The organism is Salmonella sp. 2020_1459, from assembly GCF_043847915.1.
Classification (GTDB): domain Bacteria; phylum Pseudomonadota; class Gammaproteobacteria; order Enterobacterales; family Enterobacteriaceae; genus Salmonella; species Salmonella enterica.
The window spans coordinates 126,701-142,967 of the sequence record NZ_JBCMFA010000001.1 but is presented as its reverse complement, the minus strand read 5'-3'; the positions used below and the strand labels follow the sequence as shown (position 1 = coordinate 142,967).

Here is a 16,267-nt window from a genome sequence, read left to right as displayed (position 1 = left end):
TTGACGCCCCTCTTTTTTGCTACGTTTTTTCGGCGACATTACCCCGAAGAAAGAAGGTAACATGTTTAAACGGTGTTTCTCTCCTCTTACGCTGGTTAACCAACTGGCGCTGATTGTCATGCTCTCTACCGCTATCGGCGTGGCGGGGATGGCGGTTTCCGGCTGGCTGGTTCAGGGCGTGCAGGGTAGCGCTCATGCGATTAATAAAGCGGGCTCATTGCGTATGCAAAGCTATCGACTACTGGCAGCTGTCCCGCTGGATGCTAAAGATCAAAAGCTGCTGGATGAGATGGAGCAAACGGCATTCAGCCCGGAACTGACCCGCGCCGCTGAGCGAGACGGGCAGCAAAAGCAGCTTAAAGCGTTGCAGGATTACTGGCATAACGAACTCTCGCCAGGGCTACAGCACGCGCAAAACGCGCACGCGGTCGCAGAAGATGTCACGCGCTTTGTGGCGGGCCTGGATCGCCTGGTGACGTCGTTCGACCATACGACTGAATTGCGTATCGAACGCGTGGTATTAGTTCACCGGGTAATGGCGATCTTTATGGCGCTATTGCTGGTATTTACGATTATCTGGCTACGTGTTCGCCTTTTGCAGCCCTGGAAACAGTTGTTATCAATGGCGCGCGCCGTCAGTCAGCGCGACTTTACCCAACGTGCCAATATCAGTGGACGCAATGAGATGGCCGCGTTGGGTTCTGCGCTCAATAATATGTCTGAAGAACTGGCCGAAAGTTATGCGGTACTGGAACAGCGCGTACAGGAAAAAACAGCCGGTCTGGAACATAAAAACCAGATTCTCTCGTTTTTGTGGCAAGCCAACCGCCGACTGCATTCACAGGCTCCGCTATGTGAACGTCTTTCACCGGTACTGAATGGCCTGCAAAATTTAACCCAGTTGCATGATATTGAGCTGCGAGTCTATGACCTGGAAGATGAAGATAATCATCAGGAATTTACCTGTCAGTCGGACATCAGTTGCGATGATAAAGGCTGCCACCTTTGCCCACGTAGCGCCCTGCCGATGATTAACGGCGGCACCACCTTAAAATGGCGGCTCACCGATTCTCACACCCAATACGGTATTTTGCTGGCGACGCTGCCCTATGGACGCCATCTCAGCCACGATCAGCAACAGTTGGTGGACACGCTGGTTGAACAGCTTACCGCGACTCTGGCGCTCGACAGGCATCAGGAGCGCCAGCAGCAGTTGATTGTCATGGAAGAGCGTGCCACCATTGCCCGCGAACTGCATGATTCTATTGCCCAGTCGCTCTCTTGTATGAAGATGCAGGTGAGCTGCCTGCAAATGCAGGGCGACGTGTTACCGGAAAGCAGCCGTGAGTTACTCAGCCAAATTCGCAATGAGCTAAACTGCTCTTGGGCGCAACTGCGCGAACTGTTAACCACTTTCCGGTTACAGTTGACGGAACCCGGGCTACGTCCGGCGCTGGAGGCAAGCTGCCAGGAGTTCAGCGCCCGGTTTGGCTTTACGGTAAAACTGGATTATCAGCTTCCCCCCCGCCTGGTGCCTTCACACCAGGCGATACACCTGTTGCAAATTGCCAGGGAAGCCCTCAGCAACGCCCTTAAACACTCTCATGCCGACGATGTGGTGGTGACAGTGACGCAATGTGGCAAACAGGTCAAACTAAAAGTGCAGGATAATGGCTGCGGCGTCCCGGAAAACGCCGAACGCAGTAATCACTACGGCATGATCATCATGCGCGATCGGGCGCAAAGTTTGCGCGGCGATTGCCAGGTACGCCGACGCGAGACTGGCGGAACAGAGGTCACTGTTACTTTTATTCCAGAAACAAACTTCACAGAAACCCAGGGAGATACCCATGAATAATCAGGAACCGGCAACCATCCTGTTAATCGACGACCATCCGATGCTACGCACGGGTGTAAAGCAGCTTGTGAGTATGGCGCCCGATATCAGCGTGGTCGGAGAAGCCAGCAACGGTGAGCAGGGTATTGACCTGGCGGAATCGCTCGATCCCGATCTGATCCTCCTTGATTTGAATATGCCGGGAATGAATGGTCTCGAAACGCTGGATAAATTACGCGAAAAAGCGCTGTCAGGACGTATTGTCGTTTTCAGCGTATCCAACCATGAAGAAGATGTCGTCACGGCGCTAAAGCGCGGCGCGGACGGTTATCTGTTGAAAGACATGGAGCCGGAGGACTTGCTCAAAGCGTTACAACAGGCCGCCGCCGGCGAAATGGTATTAAGTGAAGCGTTAACGCCGGTACTGGCGGCCAGCCTGCGGGCCAACCGCGCCACCACCGATCGCGATGTAACGCAACTCACCCCGCGTGAGCGCGATATTCTGAAGCTCATTGCGCAGGGATTGCCAAATAAGATGATTGCCCGACGTCTGGATATCACCGAAAGTACGGTCAAAGTGCACGTGAAACATATGCTCAAGAAAATGAAGCTGAAATCGCGCGTGGAGGCCGCCGTCTGGGTACATCAGGAACGTATCTTTTAATTATTGCTCCTGGAACGGTTGCCAATGCGGATTATCGTCCGGCATCGTGATAAACGGCTCAGTCAGCGCGAGCGTGATCTCATTGGAAGAGACACGCTGACCTTTTTCATCCTCAACCACCACCGATAAACGCCAGCGATTTGCCGCGCCTTCGCGGTGATCCCAGGCCGGCATAATGATTGTCCAGCCCTCGGTACTGCGGGTGTCCGTTCCTGCCGTCAAACTTAATGCCTGTGTATCGCCCTGCCAGCTCAAATGACGAATACCGTGCACGCTGCGCACCTGCAATTTTAACGCAACCGTCTCACCAGGCGTAAGATCCCAGGGCGGCGTCGCCAGAAAAACCGTTAACGTTTTACGCTGCCGATACTCCATTGTCGGCAGCGAGTTACGTTGCGGCGTATCATAGCGGCTACCGCGTAATGACTGGCTTTGCGCCACTTCACTGGCGGCAAGCTGCTTTTTGAGCGGCACGCCGAAGCGGTAGTTAAGCGTCAGCCCCAGGTTATTTTGACTGACCCCGCTCTCGCCCTGTTTGTGCTGGGCGGTCATGGTAAGCAAAGGTACTGGCGTATAGTTGAGACCCAGTTTTAACGCGACAGGATTGTGATACCCCGTTCCGGAGTCAAACAGATCCACGCTATCGCCAAAGTACTGCTCCAGACTAACGCTGGTATTGATATGCTGGTAAAACGGCAGGCGCATTTGCGCGTTGATATCATATCCGCGCGCCATTCGCTGTTCTAAGGTCGCCGTATGCGTCTGCCAGTCGGCAAAAGGCTGATAATAGTTGGCGGATAAACGCAAATATTCTCCCCACGCCTCCGCGCCAAAGCCGGCGCGCTGTAGATTTTCATCCAGCAGATTATCGTAAAAGGTATTATAGCCAAGAAGCCAGCCATCCTGCGCCCAGCGCTGTCCTACGCCAATGTTGCTTACCAGTCCGTCAGTCTGTTGCGTAAGACCAAGCTGGCTCCAGGTCAGATAGCGCTGTTTATCCTGTAAAGGGATAAACCAGCTTCCGCGACTGCCGTTAAAATGACCTTCGTTATCGACGTTAATATCCACGCTGGCGCTGCCCCAGGCTGATAGCCAGCTTTCAAGCTGCTGGTTAACCTGCTCGCTGACCACATCGCGTACCTGTCCGAAAGCGAATTGCCGCGCCTGTTCACCAGTATCCAGATCGTTATTTTTCATGCTGGCTTCGCCAAACGCTTTGGCCATCTCGGCAAAATGCTTTTCCCCTTCGTGGGATTCCGGCATCATGCCTAAATCCGGCAGACGGTTTTGCGTGAAAGGATCTTGCGCCTGCGCACGGATCGTACCGCTGGCAGCCAGCAAGAGAAGCGAGAGTGAGAATGAACGAAAAACAATACGGCTCAACGTGTCGGCAACTTCTACAACAAAAGATAAGAGGAATGGCATCAGAGTAAACCATAACGTGTCCGGACAGGTTTTGCAGCCTTTTCTCGTGCTTCCAGGAATATCCTTATTTTTTCCGCAGAGCGTCCCGGGATTTTATCCACGCATTTGGCGGTACCCGGTTCCCGAGGTAACATAACGCCATTGCCGACAAAATTTCTCAAGGAGAAGGGTTATCCATGCAAAATATCGTCATTATCGCTAACGGCGCCGCCTACGGCAGCGAATCATTATTTAATAGCCTGCGTCTGGCCATTGCGCTGCGCGAGCAGGAAAGCCATCTCGATTTACGCCTGTTTTTGATGTCAGATGCCGTAACCGCAGGGTTACGCGGTCAAAAACCAGCCGAAGGCTACAATATTCAGCAAATGCTGGAAATTCTAACCGCGCAAAACGTACCGGTAAAATTATGCAAAACCTGTGCGGACGGACGTGGTATCACTCCCCTGCCGCTGATTGACGGTGTGGAAATCGGAACGCTGGTCGAGCTGGCGCAATGGACGCTGGCGGCGGACAAAGTGCTGACATTTTAAATCTGTACGCGGGAAAAGCTCCCGCGTCAGGATAGACTTCCGGCAAGAAAATCAGGCTAACACGCGAGTAATACCGCGTTTATTTTTTCTTATGCCATTTATCATCCTCGCCTTTTTCATAATCGTTTTTAACCGCCGCCCAGGCGACTTTGTGTGCGGTTTCCTCGCGGCTGGCGTCATCACGACGATCGGCTTTATCTTTATATTGCTCCCAGGCGCTATTAAAGGCTTCTTTGTAAATGTCCTGGGCATGGGTTGGAAGAACATTCCGCACATTATCGGGTAAATCACTTTTGGCTTTATACGGCATCAGCGCCTCCGTCTTCAGGAAAAACATTAAGTGTGGTAAACAATGCGTTATTACGCCAGTCGAGGAGGATTTTTGCTTTTTACGGAAATTAACTTTTTGTTATTTAAACACTGTTAAAACAAGATCGTTGTTTTACTGACCTTGAAAGAAAAAAATCGTCTACGCCGTAAAACTACGTAAAAAACCACTAAAAAAATACAAATTTCTGCTATTTTTACCTTCTCTACTCTTTCCAAAATATTAACACCTGCACAAGGGAGACCCTCATGACGCATGCCTGTGAGGCGGTGAAAACCCGCCATAAGGAGACTTCGCTTATTTTCCCGGTTCTTGCGCTGGTAGTGCTGTTCCTTTGGGGAAGCAGCCAGTCACTACCAGTGGTTATTGGCATCAATATCCTTGCACTTATTGGTATTTTAAGCAGCGCATTTAGCGTGGTCCGTCATGCCGATGTATTAGCGCACCGACTCGGCGAACCCTACGGATCGCTTATTTTAAGCCTGTCCGTCGTTATTCTTGAGGTGAGTTTAATTTCAGCGCTGATGGCCACCGGCGATGCTGCGCCAACGCTTATGCGCGATACGCTCTACTCTATTATTATGATTGTCACCGGGGGACTGGTCGGTTTCTCGTTGTTGTTGGGCGGGCGTAAATTCGCAACGCAATATATGAATTTATTTGGGATTAAGCAGTATCTTATCGCGCTGTTTCCGCTGGCGATTATTGTGCTGGTTTTTCCAATGGCATTGCCGCAAGCCAATTTCTCTACCGGTCAGGCATTATTGGTCGCGTTAATTTCCGCCGCGATGTACGGCGTATTTTTGTTGATTCAAACCAAAACGCACCAGAGCTTATTTATCTATGAACATGAAGATGAAGGCGATGATGACAATCCACACCACGGTAAACCCTCCGCGCACAGTAGCGGCTGGCATACGGTCTGGTTACTCATTCATTTAATTGCGGTCATTGCCGTTACCAAAATGAATGCCAGCCCGCTGGAGGCGTTGCTGACCAGCATGAACGCCCCGGTCGCCTTTACCGGTTTCCTGGTCGCGCTGTTAATTCTCTCGCCGGAAGGACTGGGCGCGCTGAAGGCGGTACTGAATAATCAGGTTCAGCGGGCAATGAATCTGTTCTTCGGATCGGTGTTGGCGACGATTTCATTAACCGTGCCGGTCGTCACGCTCATCGCCTGGGCGACAGGTAATGATCTGGTATTTGGTTTAGGCGCGCCGGAAATGGTAGTGATGGTGGCCTCGTTAGTGCTGTGCCATATTTCGTTCTCTACCGGACGCACCAACGTGCTAAACGGCGCGGCGCATCTGGCTTTATTTGCCGCCTATCTGATGACGATTTTTGCCTGATATAAAAAAGCCGGATAGTATCTTATCCGGCCTACACAAGCTAAAAACCGCAATCAGTTCTCGGTATCCAGCTCGTCGAAGCTTTTCACCAAATCATCAATCGCTTTTATCTGGGTCAGGAACTGCTCCAGTTTCGCCAGCGGCAGCGCGGAAGGACCGTCGCACTTCGCGTTAGCCGGGTCCGGATGCGACTCCAGGAACAGGCCCGCCAGACCGACAGCCATACCGGCGCGCGCCAGCTCGGTCACCTGACCACGACGACCGCCAGAGGCGGCGCCAAATGGGTCGCGGCATTGCAGCGCGTGGGTGACGTCGAAAATCACTGGCGAGTTGCCGGAGACCTTTTTCATCACGCTAAAGCCCAGCATATCCACCACCAGGTTGTCATAGCCGAAGTTCGCGCCGCGGTCGCACAGAATCACCTTATCGTTACCGCCCTCATGGAACTTATCCACAATATTGCCCATCTGACCCGGGCTTACGAACTGCGGCTTTTTCACGTTAATCACAGCGCCGGTTTTCGCCATCGCTTCCACCAGGTCGGTCTGGCGCGCCAGAAACGCCGGGAGCTGAATCACGTCAACCACATCAGCAACAGGCTGCGCCTGGCTGGCTTCATGGACGTCAGTGATTACTTTTACGCCAAATGTCTGCTTGAGTTCCTGGAAGATTTTCATCCCTTCTTCCAGACCCGGCCCACGGTAAGAGTGAATAGAGGAACGGTTGGCTTTATCAAAAGAGGCCTTGAACACGTAAGGAATACCCAGCTTCTGGGTAACGGTTACGTAGTGCTCACAAATGCGCATTGCCAGATCGCGTGACTCCAGCACGTTCATACCGCCAAACAGCACAAACGGCAGGTCATTTGCCACCTTAATGTCGCCAATGTTAACCACTTTTTGTTTCATAGGATCGCCTTACACTTATAGGTAAAATGTCGGTTAATTAATGTAGAACAATTTGCTTGTGCGCAATGGTGTTGATCTGCGCACGAATCATTTCGCTGATCGGGTCTTCCGGACACTGTTCAACGAAGTAGCTTAAATCAGTCAGCGCAACGTGTTCACACTCAAGCTGCGCGTAGATCAACCCGCGGTCACGGATTTCGTAAGGATCTTCCGGGTTAAATTGCAACAATGCTTCGCTAACGCGTAGCGCCAGCTCCATTTGCCGTTCCTCCATCAGCGAGGATTTCAGCGTATCCAGTAGCTTACGAATCACTTCGGCGTTATCCGCCTCGTCCAAATCTTCGTTAAACAACTCGGCGACCGGACTAATATTGCCTTTTAACCAGACTTCGAGGGTATGTTCATCAAGCGTTTCACCGTTGAACGGGTTAATCAGCCACATTTCCCCTTCCAGCGATTCAATACGCAAAATCAGTTGCGTTGGGAAGATAACGGGCACCAACGGCAAATCAAGACGGTTTGCTATCCATAATAAAATAGCGCCCAACGATACCGCGCTCCCCTGGCGTTTTTTCAGGACTTTATCGAGCCATAAAGCATCAGAAAGACGGTAGACGCCGCGGGAATCCGTGAACCCCCACTCGCCGTAAAAAAGTGCCAGCAATTTTTCCAGTTGCTCATCCTGAGACAGGAGCTGGCTAATTTCTTCCTGCGCCAGACTGACCAGACGTTCCAGTTCGTCGTAGACAAACTGCGTGGGAAAATCCAGGCGAATCATCTCTGATGCCAGGATCATGCCATCACACAGCGGCGCATTGTTAAATTCGAAATCAGCTAACGACCTCATGACTTACCCCAGTAACGGTATTTTTGTGGTGGCGAGTTTAATGATGATGTACAGCACCACCAGCGCCAGCGGGAAAGCGATAAAACGCGCCTGCTGGCTGCGCGCCTGACGATAATCAAGCGCAATAAAACCCAAAACGATGTAGATGATAACGCCAAACAGTTTTTCAGTCAGCCATGAGCCCGACTCCGTGAATGGCAGGATGTGCGTTTTAACGATTAACCCAATACCGCTAAGCAGTAACAGGGTATCTATGACGGGAGGCACGATTCGTGTCCAGCGCGCGGCGGCCAACGCATGGCCGCAATAGCGCCACCAGTAACGAGCGACAAACAAACTGACGGAGAGCGCAACACAGATAAGATGAAGCGTGAGCAACATTGCAATTGTCATGGCGTAAAACGTCCGCAGGTCACGCGTTCATTACCGCCATAATCACGACACGTTTCTACATCCGAGTAACCAGACCGCCTGAAAACCGCTCTTACCGCTTCGCCTTGCCGCCAACCGTGCTCCAGCAGCAGGAAGCCGCCGGGCGTTAACATCTGGCGGGCATTATCGATAATATGCGTAAGATCCGCCATACCGTTTTCGTCCGCCACCAACGCTGAGCGCGGTTCAAAGCGTACATCGCCTTCGCTAAGGTGCGGGTCCTGCGCGTCAATGTAGGGCGGATTGCTGACAATCATGTCGAACTGCTGCCCCGATAGCGCGCTGAACCAACAACTTTGCAGTATACGCACATTCCGGATAGCCAAATGTTCCGCGTTGCGTATCGCCAGCGCAACCGCATCAGGCATACGATCGACCGCAGTCACCTCGCAATCCGGTCGCTCGCAGGCCAGCGCCAGCGCAATCGCGCCGGTTCCGGTGCCTAAATCCAGAATACGACAGGTTTTTACCGGCAATCGCGCCAACGCCTGTTCAACCAGACATTCGGTATCCGGGCGCGGGATTAGCGTGGCGGGAGAAACGAAGAGCGGCAGCGACCAGAATTCGCGTAAGCCCGTCAGGTACGCAATAGGTTCGCCCTGTTTACGCCGCTGCAGCAGGTCCGCGAGCTGTTGTTGCTGGACGTCGGTAAGCGGCGTTTCGCCAAAGGCCATGATATACGTCCGCCCCTTGCCCGTAACGTACTCTAGCAGGATCTCGGCGTCGCGCCGGGGGCTGTCGCTGTCCCGGAGCTGGTTTACCGCCTCATGCAGCCAGTGCTGAAAATCCATTATTCCTGCTCGGATAAGGCGGCTAACAGGTCAGCCTGGTGTTCCTGAACAATCGGCTCAATCAGCATATCCAGCTTACCTTCCATCGTTTCATCAAGGCGATATAACGTCAGATTAATACGATGATCGGTCACGCGCCCCTGCGGGAAATTATAGGTCCGGTTACGATCGCTGCGATCGCCGCTGCCAAGCAGATTGCGTCGCGTTGACGCCTCGGCCTGCTGGCGTTTTGCCGTTTCGGCGGCGTGAATGCGCGCCCCGAGCACCGAGAGCGCTTTCGCTTTGTTTTTATGCTGCGAACGCTCGTCCTGGCATTCCACCACGATGCCGGTCGGCAAGTGGGTAATTCGGATAGCGGAGTCGGTGGTGTTAACGTGCTGACCGCCCGCGCCGGAAGAACGAAACGTATCAATGCGCAGATCCGCCGGGTTAATATCCGGCAGCTCGGCTTCCGGCAGCTCCGGCATCACGGCGACGGTACAGGCGGAGGTATGGATACGCCCCTGCGACTCGGTCGCCGGAACACGCTGTACGCGGTGTCCGCCGGACTCAAATTTCAGTCGGCCATACACGCCGTCGCCGCTGATTTTGGCGATGATCTCTTTATAACCGCCATGCTCGCCTTCGCTCATGCTCATGATCTCCACGCGCCAGCGGCGCGCTTCGGCATAACGGCTGTACATGCGGAACAGATCGCCGGCAAACAGCGCGGCTTCGTCGCCGCCGGTGCCGGCGCGAACCTCAAGGAACGCGTTTCGTTCATCGTCCGGATCTTTCGGCAGCAGCAGTACCTGTAACTGTTGCTCCAGTTGTTCGCTTTTTTCTTTCGCTTCGCGCAGTTCTTCCTGCGCCATTTCTCGCATTTCAGGATCGTCGAGCATCATCTGAGCCGTCTCGATATCGTCCTGAACCTGTTGCCAGTCCGTAAAACAGCGAGAAACGTCGCTTAATTGCGCATATTCGCGCGACAATGCGCGAAAGCGGTCCTGGTCGGCGATAATTCCCGCATCGCCCAGCAACGCCTGAACTTCCTCATGGCGTTCGTGCAGGGCTTCCAGTTTGGCAACGATAGAAGGCTTCATAGGCGTAAATTCACCCTGTAAAAAAGTGTGGTGTGTGCTGCTACTCCAGCCCGAGGCTGTCGCGCAGAATATTCAGGCGTTCGTCATCCCCGTCACGGGCAGCCTGTTGAAGTGATTTCGTTGGCGCATGAATCAGGCGGTTGGTCAGTTTCCATGCCAGATCCTGCAAGATGGCTTGCGCATCACCGCCCTGTTGAAGGGCCGACAGCGCTTTGGTAGTCAGTTCGTCACGAATCTGCTCCGACTGACTACGGTATTCCCGAATGGTCTCGCTGGCCCCCTGGGCGCGTAGCCAGGCCATAAACTCGCTGGCTTCCTGCTCAACAATCGTTTCCGCTTCTACTGCCGCAGCCTGACGCTGCGCCAGATTATGCGAAATGATGCTCTGTAAATCATCGACGCTATAAAGATAAGCGTTCGCCAGTTTGCCGACTTCCGGTTCAACGTCGCGCGGTACGGCAATATCCACCAGCAGCATCGGCTGGTTGCGACGGCTTTTTAATGCGCGCTCCACCATGCCTTTACCGATAATCGGCAGCGGGCTGGCGGTCGAACTGATAATAATATCGGCATCCTGCAAACGGGCGTCGATATCGCTGAGCGAGATAACCTCAGCACCTACCTCATCCGCCAGGGCTTGCGCGCGCTCGCGGGTTCGGTTGGCGATAATCATCTTTTGTACTTTATGCTCGCGCAGGTGACGCGCCACCAGTTCAATGGTTTCGCCCGCGCCAACTAACAGTACGGTGACCGTCGACAGCGATTCAAAGATTTGGCGGGCGAGCGTACAGGCGGCAAACGCGACGGAGACGGCGCTGGCGCCGATATCGGTTTCAGTCCGCACTCGCTTAGCGACGGAAAAAGACTTCTGAAACATTCGCTCCAGCGCGCTGGCGTTAAGGTGGCCTTTTTGCGAATCCGCAAACGCTTTTTTCACCTGACCGAGGATTTGCGGTTCGCCCAGCACCAGTGAATCCAGACCGCTGGCGACGCGCATCAGGTGGCTGACGGCGTCATTATCCTGATGCCAGTACAGACTGTTGCGCAGATCGTCCTCGTTCAGGTTATGGTAATCGCATAACCAGCGGATCAGCGCTTCTTGCAGGTTATCCTGCTCTTCCACGCTCAGATACAGCTCTGTACGGTTACAGGTTGACAGCACGACCCCGCCCTGCACCATTGGCTGCGCAAGCAGGCTGTCCAGCGCCTGATCAAGCGTGTCCGGCGAAAACGTTACGCGTTCTCGCAGCGATACAGGTGCCGTTTTATGGTTAATACCGAGCGCTAAAAGGGTCATGTCTGCGGGAGTAGTACCAGCGTTGATATGGTTAGTCTGCTTGCATCATACAGGATGCGCGTGGTCAATAAAAGAGAGAGCCCCCTTTTGGAGTAATTGGCAGCGCTCGCTAATTTGATGATTTAAGACAACTTGAAAGTAGACGATGTCACCAGGCGGCGCTAGCATTAAAGGCTATAACTGTAACCGATAGCAAAAATTTGCCGAATCGCGGCGCGAACGTTTTTACAGCCTGCAGGTTCAGTTTTCAGGCCTGATAAGCGTAACGCCATCAGGCAATTATTGCACCGTATCACAAGGATTCGTCATCACTATGACCCTGCCCGATTTTCGCCTGATTCGTCTACTGCCGTTAGCAAGCCTGGTTCTCACCGCCTGTACGCTTCCTGGGCATAAAGGCCCGGGCAAGAGCCCGGATTCCCCTCAGTGGCGCCAGCATCAGCAAGAGGTGCGTCATCTGAATCAATACCAGACGCGCGGCGCCTTTGCTTACATCTCAGATGATCAGAAAGTCTATGCGCGCTTCTTCTGGCAACAGACCGGACAGGATCGCTACCGCCTGCTGCTTACCAACCCGCTGGGCAGCACCGAGCTGGAGCTTAACGCCCAGCCGGGCAACGTCCAGTTGGTGGATAACAAAGGCCAGCGTTATACCGCCGATGACGCCGAAGAGATGATCGGCAAACTCACCGGGATGCCGATTCCGTTAAACAGCCTGCGGCAGTGGATCCTCGGTCTGCCTGGCGATGCCACTGACTACAAACTGGACGACCAGTACCGCCTGAGCGAAGTGAACTATCGCCAGGATGGTAAAAACTGGAAAGTGGTTTACGGTGGCTATGACAGCAAAACGCAGCCTGCCATGCCTGCCAATATGGAGCTTTCCGACGGCAGTCAGCGCATTAAGCTGAAAATGGATAACTGGATTGTGAAATGATGACCCATTGGCCTTCTCCGGCAAAATTAAACCTGTTTTTATATATCACCGGACAGCGTGCAGACGGCTACCACACGCTGCAGACGCTGTTTCAGTTTCTGGATTATGGCGACACACTCCACATCGAACCGCGTCACGATGGCGAAATCCATTTATTAACGCCGGTTACCGGCGTTGAAAATGAAGACAATCTGATCGTCCGCGCCGCGCGGCTGTTGATGAAAGTCGCCTCGGAGAGTGGACGCCTGCCCGCCGGAAGCGGTGCGGATATCAGCATTGAGAAGCGCCTTCCCATGGGCGGCGGCCTCGGTGGCGGTTCGTCAAACGCGGCCACCGTGCTGGTCGCGCTGAATCATCTCTGGCAGTGTGGGCTCCCGGAAGATGAGCTGGCGACGCTCGGACTGACGCTGGGCGCCGACGTGCCGGTGTTTGTTCGCGGCCACGCGGCGTTTGCCGAAGGCGTTGGCGAAGTGCTCACGCCGGTCGACGTGGCGGAAAAATGGTACCTGGTGGCCCATCCGGGCGTCAGCATCCCGACGCCGATCATTTTTCGCGATCCGGAGCTGCCACGAAATACCCCGGTCAGGTCAATAGAAACGTTATTAAATTGTGAATTCGGCAATGATTGCGAGGTTATCGCAAGAAAACGTTTTCGCGAGGTTGATGATGTGCTTTCCTGGCTGTTAGAATACGCGCCGTCGCGCCTGACTGGAACAGGAGCCTGTGTCTTTGCTGAATTCGACACGGAACTCGCTGCCCGCCAGGTGCTTGAGCAAGCCCCGGAATGGTTGCAAGGCTTTGTGGCGAAAGGTGTCAATCTCTCACCATTGAAGCAAGCCCTGCTCTGAATCATTCGGTTTCCGTCAGTTCTGCTGACGAAAGAAGAATGGTGATGAGTAACCCTGCCGGGCAAACTGAGCTCCGGTGACAACGTCACCCTGTTCCAGACGTTGCATCGCGCTCTTTAATACACCGCCTGGATGAAATCGGCCTGGCCCGCACAGTTTTTGGCCCGATTCATCCACCACTGGACGCATGCCTGAGGTTCTTCTCGTGCCTGATATGAAGCTTTTTGCTGGTAACGCCACCCCGGAACTAGCACAACGTATTGCCAACCGCCTGTACACTTCTCTCGGCGACGCCGCTGTAGGTCGCTTTAGCGACGGCGAAGTCAGCGTACAAATCAACGAAAACGTACGCGGTGGTGATATTTTCATCATCCAGTCCACTTGTGCCCCTACTAACGACAACCTGATGGAATTGGTCGTTATGGTTGATGCCCTGCGCCGTGCTTCCGCAGGCCGTATCACCGCCGTTATCCCTTACTTCGGTTATGCTCGCCAGGACCGTCGCGTACGTTCCGCCCGTGTGCCGATTACCGCAAAAGTTGTCGCTGACTTCCTGTCCAGCGTCGGCGTTGACCGCGTTCTCACCGTAGATCTGCATGCTGAACAGATCCAGGGCTTCTTTGACGTTCCGGTTGATAACGTGTTCGGTAGCCCAATCCTGCTCGAAGATATGCTGCAACTGAATCTGGATAACCCGATCGTGGTTTCTCCGGATATTGGCGGCGTGGTTCGTGCCCGCGCTATCGCTAAGCTGCTGAACGATACCGATATGGCTATCATTGATAAACGTCGTCCGCGCGCGAACGTTTCTCAGGTGATGCACATCATCGGTGACGTCGCTGGCCGTGACTGCGTGCTGGTTGATGATATGATCGATACCGGCGGTACTCTGTGCAAAGCAGCAGAAGCATTGAAAGAACGTGGCGCTAAACGCGTGTTTGCCTACGCGACGCACCCGATCTTCTCAGGCAATGCGGCAAACAACCTGCGCAACTCCGTCATTGATGAAGTCGTTGTCTGCGACACCATTCCGCTGACCGACGAAATCAAAGCGCTGCCGAACGTGCGTACTTTGACCCTGTCAGGTATGCTGGCCGAAGCGATTCGCCGTATCAGCAACGAAGAATCGATTTCCGCCATGTTCGAGCATTGATCGAACCCGGATCTGAAACCCGCTGCGGCGGGTTTTTTTGTCTGTAACACCCTTTTGTATGACTTATGCCTCCTTCACCTGCCATTTAGTTGACAGATGATGCGCTCATGGATGAAACATTATTGTGAACAAATTATTTTCCTCACATGTGATGCCTTTCCGCGCTCTCATCGATGCTTGCTGGAAAGAAAAATATACCGCCTCCCGGTTCACCCGTGATGTGATAGCCGGGATCACCGTCGGGATTATTGCTATCCCGCTGGCGATGGCGCTGGCAATTGGCAGTGGCGTTGCGCCGCAGTATGGCCTCTATACCTCCGCTGTCGCCGGGATCGTGATCGCGCTAACCGGCGGCTCGCGCTTTAGCGTTTCCGGCCCTACCGCCGCGTTTGTGGTGATTTTGTATCCGGTATCGCAACAGTTTGGTCTGGCGGGCCTACTGGTCGCCACGCTGATGTCGGGCTTCTTCCTGATCCTTTTCGGCCTGGCGAGACTGGGGCGATTGATTGAATATATCCCGGTGTCGGTCACGTTGGGTTTTACCTCAGGGATTGGTATTACCATCGGTACCATGCAGATTAAAGATTTTCTTGGTCTGCAGATGGCCCATGTGCCAGAGCACTATTTGCAGAAAGTCGGCGCGCTGTTTATGGCGTTGCCCACCGTCAATATTGGCGATGCCGCCATTGGCGTGGTAACGCTGGGAACGTTGATTTTCTGGCCGCGTCTCGGTATTCGTCTGCCAGGACATCTTCCCGCGCTGCTGGCCGGTTGCGCCGTGATGGGGATCGTTAATCTGCTGGGCGGCAATGTGGCGACTATCGGCTCACAGTTCCATTACGTTCTGGCTGACGGCACTCAGGGCAACGGCATCCCGCAGCTCCTGCCGCAACTGATGCTGCCGTGGAGTCTTCCTGGCTCCGATTTCACGCTAAGCTGGGATTCACTGCGCGCGCTGCTGCCAGCGGCCTTCTCGATGGCAATGCTGGGGGCAATCGAATCATTGCTCTGCGCCGTCGTGCTGGACGGCATGACCGGCACCAAACATAAAGCTAACAGCGAACTTATCGGCCAGGGGCTGGGGAATATGGTCGCGCCGTTCTTTGGCGGCATCACCGCCACCGCCGCGATTGCCCGCTCTGCCGCCAACGTCCGCGCTGGCGCGACCTCTCCCGTCTCAGCGGTAATTCACGCTATCCTGGTTATTCTGGCGCTACTGGTCTTAGCCCCGCTACTCTCCTGGCTGCCGCTTTCCGCGATGGCGGCGCTACTGCTGATGGTGGCATGGAATATGAGTGAAGCCCATAAAGTGGTGGATCTGTTACGCCATGCGCCGAAAGACGACATTATCGTTATGCTGCTGTGCATGTCATTAACGGTTCTGTTTGATATGGTCATCGCCATCAGCGTGGGGATTGTCCTTGCTTCCCTGCTGTTTATGCGCCGTATTGCGCGAATGACTCGACTTGCGCCGGTCAATGTCGATGTGCCTGAAGATGTGCTGGTGCTGCGTGTGATCGGTCCGCTCTTTTTCGCCGCGGCGGAAGGGCTGTTTACTGACCTTGAGTCACGTATTAAGGGCAAACGTATCGTCGTTTTGAAATGGGACGCAGTACCAGTGCTGGATGCAGGCGGGCTTGATGCTTTTCAGCGTTTTGTGAAGCGTCTGCCGGAGGGTTGCGAATTGCGTATCAGTAACCTGGAGTTCCAACCGCTGCGCACAATGGCGCGTGCCGGTATCAAACCTATTCCTGGGCGTCTGACCTTCTTCCCGAACAGGACGGAGGCGTTAGCGGATTTACTCAGTTAATGGACAATGCCCGGTGGCGATAACGCTTA

16 protein-coding genes are annotated in these 16,267 nt (G+C 53.9%); 8 read left to right on the top strand and 8 right to left on the bottom strand.

All coding sequences use genetic code 11. The annotated features are described in order from the left end of the window. The first annotated feature begins 61 nt into the window (after positions 1–61). Positions 62–1,858 (top strand): nitrate/nitrite two-component system sensor histidine kinase NarX, encoded by a 1,797-nt coding sequence (gene narX, locus ACH0VJ_RS00775; RefSeq protein WP_000476244.1) that lies wholly within the window; start codon positions 62–64, stop codon positions 1,856–1,858. Next, positions 1,851–2,501 carry a two-component system response regulator NarL gene (gene narL / locus ACH0VJ_RS00770; protein ID WP_001064598.1) on the top strand — a complete coding sequence of 217 codons (651 nt, stop codon included), beginning with the start codon at positions 1,851–1,853 and terminating at the stop codon, positions 2,499–2,501. The genes narX and narL overlap by 8 nt, the downstream gene beginning before the upstream one ends. On the opposite strand, the gene ACH0VJ_RS00765 is transcribed toward narL, so the two are convergent. After that, positions 2,502–3,926: a YchO/YchP family invasin gene (locus tag ACH0VJ_RS00765; RefSeq protein ID WP_001116350.1), complete on the bottom strand. Its 1,425-nt coding sequence runs from the start codon at positions 3,924–3,926 to the stop codon at positions 2,502–2,504. A gap of 176 nt (positions 3,927–4,102) precedes the next feature. Between ACH0VJ_RS00765 and ACH0VJ_RS00760 the strand changes: the two genes are divergently transcribed. After that, a complete protein-coding gene (locus ACH0VJ_RS00760; protein WP_001179794.1) occupies positions 4,103–4,456 on the top strand; it encodes a DsrE/DsrF/TusD sulfur relay family protein in 354 nt (117 codons plus the stop codon). A gap of 79 nt (positions 4,457–4,535) precedes the next feature. Here ACH0VJ_RS00760 and chaB read toward each other — a convergent pair whose 3' ends face one another. Then, positions 4,536–4,766 carry a putative cation transport regulator ChaB gene (chaB, locus tag ACH0VJ_RS00755; RefSeq protein WP_001519701.1) on the bottom strand — a complete coding sequence of 77 codons (231 nt, stop codon included), beginning with the start codon at positions 4,764–4,766 and terminating at the stop codon, positions 4,536–4,538. 266 nt (positions 4,767–5,032) lie between these two features. On the opposite strand from chaB, the gene chaA reads away from it, so the two are divergent. Continuing rightward, complete coding sequence (gene chaA, locus ACH0VJ_RS00750; RefSeq protein ID WP_000148418.1) at positions 5,033–6,133, top strand: sodium-potassium/proton antiporter ChaA; 1,101 nt, start codon at positions 5,033–5,035, stop codon at positions 6,131–6,133. Between the two features lie 53 nt (positions 6,134–6,186). On the opposite strand, the gene kdsA is transcribed toward chaA, so the two are convergent. Genes kdsA through hemA form a run of 6 tightly spaced genes read right to left on the bottom strand, consistent with a single transcriptional unit; the run spans position 6,187 to position 11,490 of the window. After that, a complete protein-coding gene (gene kdsA / locus ACH0VJ_RS00745; protein WP_000811046.1) occupies positions 6,187–7,041 on the bottom strand; it encodes a 3-deoxy-8-phosphooctulonate synthase in 855 nt (284 codons plus the stop codon). A gap of 37 nt (positions 7,042–7,078) precedes the next feature. After that, positions 7,079–7,888, bottom strand: a complete 810-nt coding sequence (gene sirB1 / locus ACH0VJ_RS00740) for an invasion regulator SirB1 (RefSeq protein ID WP_001257065.1) — start codon at positions 7,886–7,888, stop codon at positions 7,079–7,081. 3 nt (positions 7,889–7,891) lie between these two features. After that, positions 7,892–8,281 carry an invasion regulator SirB2 gene (gene sirB2 / locus ACH0VJ_RS00735; protein ID WP_000150667.1) on the bottom strand — a complete coding sequence of 130 codons (390 nt, stop codon included), beginning with the start codon at positions 8,279–8,281 and terminating at the stop codon, positions 7,892–7,894. Next, on the bottom strand, positions 8,278–9,111 hold the full coding sequence (gene prmC / locus ACH0VJ_RS00730) for a peptide chain release factor N(5)-glutamine methyltransferase (RefSeq protein WP_000347314.1): 834 nt from the start codon (positions 9,109–9,111) through the stop codon (positions 8,278–8,280). The genes sirB2 and prmC overlap by 4 nt, the downstream gene beginning before the upstream one ends. Next, positions 9,111–10,193 (bottom strand): peptide chain release factor 1, encoded by a 1,083-nt coding sequence (prfA, locus tag ACH0VJ_RS00725; RefSeq protein ID WP_000804703.1) that lies wholly within the window; start codon positions 10,191–10,193, stop codon positions 9,111–9,113. The genes prmC and prfA overlap by 1 nt, the downstream gene beginning before the upstream one ends. Before the next feature lie 40 nt (positions 10,194–10,233). Continuing rightward, positions 10,234–11,490 carry a glutamyl-tRNA reductase gene (gene hemA / locus ACH0VJ_RS00720; protein WP_000173208.1) on the bottom strand — a complete coding sequence of 419 codons (1,257 nt, stop codon included), beginning with the start codon at positions 11,488–11,490 and terminating at the stop codon, positions 10,234–10,236. Between the two features lie 313 nt (positions 11,491–11,803). Here hemA and lolB point away from each other — a divergent pair, with 313 nt between their 5' ends. The 4 genes from lolB (at position 11,804) to dauA (ending at position 16,238) form a co-directional block, all read left to right on the top strand. After that, positions 11,804–12,427, top strand: coding sequence for a lipoprotein insertase outer membrane protein LolB (gene lolB, locus ACH0VJ_RS00715; protein ID WP_000174484.1), 624 nt, complete (start codon positions 11,804–11,806; stop codon positions 12,425–12,427). Next, complete coding sequence (gene ispE / locus ACH0VJ_RS00710) at positions 12,424–13,275, top strand: 4-(cytidine 5'-diphospho)-2-C-methyl-D-erythritol kinase (RefSeq protein WP_000988252.1); 852 nt, start codon at positions 12,424–12,426, stop codon at positions 13,273–13,275. The genes lolB and ispE overlap by 4 nt, the downstream gene beginning before the upstream one ends. Positions 13,276–13,480: 205 nt before the next feature. Next, the gene (gene prs, locus ACH0VJ_RS00705) at positions 13,481–14,428 is read left to right on the top strand and encodes a ribose-phosphate diphosphokinase (protein WP_001518537.1); all 948 of its coding nucleotides are present in this window, start codon (positions 13,481–13,483) and stop codon (positions 14,426–14,428) included. A 124-nt stretch (positions 14,429–14,552) separates the two neighbouring features. After that, positions 14,553–16,238, top strand: a complete 1,686-nt coding sequence (gene dauA, locus ACH0VJ_RS00700) for a C4-dicarboxylic acid transporter DauA (RefSeq protein ID WP_001037188.1) — start codon at positions 14,553–14,555, stop codon at positions 16,236–16,238. Positions 16,239–16,267 lie beyond the last annotated feature (29 nt).